At 62.0% G+C, this 2,296-nt stretch carries 1 protein-coding gene and 1 pseudogene; one reads left to right on the top strand and one right to left on the bottom strand.

Annotation, left to right across the window (positions count from 1 at the left end; genetic code table 11):
* A pseudogene (locus AC4FIJ_RS16430) lies at nucleotides 1-844 on the bottom strand (PD-(D/E)XK nuclease family protein); the annotation flags it as partial.
* 133 nt (nucleotides 845-977) lie between these two features.
* Here AC4FIJ_RS16430 and AC4FIJ_RS16425 point away from each other — a divergent pair.
* Nucleotides 978-1,859: a WYL domain-containing protein gene (locus tag AC4FIJ_RS16425; protein ID WP_067468599.1), complete on the top strand. Its 882-nt coding sequence runs from the start codon at nucleotides 978-980 to the stop codon at nucleotides 1,857-1,859.
* The last annotated feature ends 437 nt before the right edge of the window (nucleotides 1,860-2,296 follow it).

Genomic DNA, 2,296 nt, shown 5'->3' with positions numbered 1-2,296 from the left:
CCTGACCCTCGCGAGTGGTGGTGACCTTGATCCCGTGGATGAAGTGCAGGTCGAGGTTCGCGTCGGCGCGAAGCGACAGGAAATGGTCATCATATTCCGCCGTCGAGGCGGCGGCGATGGCGATTTCCGCCGGCTGGGCCTCACCCGAAGCCAGTAGCGCACGCGCCCAGCGGATCGCCTCGATGGCCTCATGATACGCCGTCGATGCGCTTTCCGCCCGAACCTCCGGGGCCTGCGGCGCATCGCGCGCGATGGTGACGCCGGTCGCCTCGAGCCAGGGCGGCGTGGGCCGAGGGCCCGCCGTCCAGGTCACAGGGGTGCAGCCGGTTAGCGCCGCAAGCAGCGGCCGCCAGCACGGCGACAGCTCGGTGATGCCGACGATCTCGACCGGTCCGAGAACGGCCTTGGCGTGAGCTAGACGCTGACAAGCGGTCGCGACCAGGTCGCAGGGCCGCATCATGCCCGGTGGCAGCTGCGCAAGCACCGCCGCTTCGAGTCGCGCAATTGAGTCGAGACGCGGATGCTCGTGGGAGCGGGAAGCGAGGTCGATGCTGGCGCGCCAGGTCTTGTGCAGGGTGTCGGCCGAGGCGTCGACCATGCCGGGCAGGAGCTTGATGCTTTCGAGTTCGCCGAGCGAGGTGTCCGGCAGGACGGCCTGGATCGCGGTGCGCAGGCTTTCGTCGTCGATCGGCCTCGAAAAGCCGCCGGCGAGGCGGGCTGCCAGCTGCTCGAACGACATGATCTGCAGGCCGTGTCGGCGGTGGCGTGCGGCGTCGAGGCGAAGCTCACGCATCGCCATGCGCCCGTGGGCGACGATGGTCCGCCGGTCGGTCATGCAGGTCATCGTCCTCGTCTCTCCGCCCTGTTCCTCGGCACGGTTCCGCTTGACGCGACACCGTGATGAGAATAGAAAGTAAACGCGTATTGCAGATATGTCCATATAGTTTTTATCTGGATCCGCTGGAGGACAATTTCGGATGGACGGCCTGACCACCTTGAAGTGGGGCGTGGAGCGCCGACTCGAGTTCATCGAGTTCCGCCTGTTCTGGGAAGGCGGAGTCAATCGCTCGGACATCACCGACATGTTCGACGTGTCGGTGCCGCAGGCGTCGAAGGATTTGACGCTCTATCAGGAGCGTGCGCCGCACAATGCGCTCTACGACAAGAGCGCCAAGCGCTACGTCGCCAGCGAGCAGTTCGAGCCGCATTTTCTAAAGCCCGATCCCGACGGCTATCTGTCCCGCCTGCGTTCGGTGGCCGAAGGCCTAATCGATCTGTCGGATTCGTGGATCACCGAATTTCCCGACACCGACATCGCGCTGACGCCGCGCAGGGATATCGATTCGGCCGTGCTGAGAACGGTGCTGAGCGCGGTGCGCGATAACCGTTCGATCGATGTCCACTATCAGTCGATGAGCAAGGACCGACCCGATCCAATCTGGCGGCGGATCACGCCTCATGCCTTCGGCTATGACGGCTTCCGCTGGCACGTGCGCGCCTACTGCCACGTCACCGACAAGTTCAAAGACTTCCTCCTGCCGCGTATTCTTGGCGTCGGCGAGATGGGTGACGGCGGCGGGCACTCGCTGCAGGACGCGCTGTGGCAGGAGCGGTTCGAGGTCGAGATCGGCCCGCATCCTGACCTGACCGCAAGCCAGAAGGCGGTCGTCGCCAAGGACTTCGGCATGGAGGGCGGCTCGGCCATCCTCACCGTGCGCTACGCCATGCTGTTTTATGTATTGAAGCGCCTGGCCCTGCTGGGCGATGCGGCGAAGCAGCCCGCGCGCAGCCAGCATATCGTCGTCGTCAATTGGGAGGAAACCGAGGTGGCCTTGGAGAAGGCTGAATTCCCGGTTTAGTTGCGAGAGCAGATCAGCAGTGTGTTGCGCGGCGGAAGGGACAAGCGGCATCCTTCGTTCCCCAAGAGCCTTCGGCTTTCTCATCAGCTACCGTTCCGCTCTCGGGACAGTTCCTGCCAAACCGACCACAACCCAGAGCATAATATTTAGCTAGGTGTAGCCGGACACAACCTGCTCATGGACGTACGGCCGCGTGTAACAAAAATCTGAACGGGATTTGTTCATTCTATCTTAAGCGATTTGTTCTGAACTCATTCGTAAGCATATCGATTTCCATTACGATGCAACCTCTGTCCGCGTGGACCTTTTTTATAGTCGCGTCGAATTGCAACCCTTCAATCTGTAGCAAGGTACATAGTGGCCGTCCGACACAGGACGAAAGGGTTGTCGCAGGTAGATTGGAAGGGTGCGAAAGTATGACCCTTCTGCCATCGATC

This window comes from Croceicoccus sp. (assembly GCF_983967925.1).
This window is presented reverse-complemented; position numbering and strand designations above follow the sequence as displayed.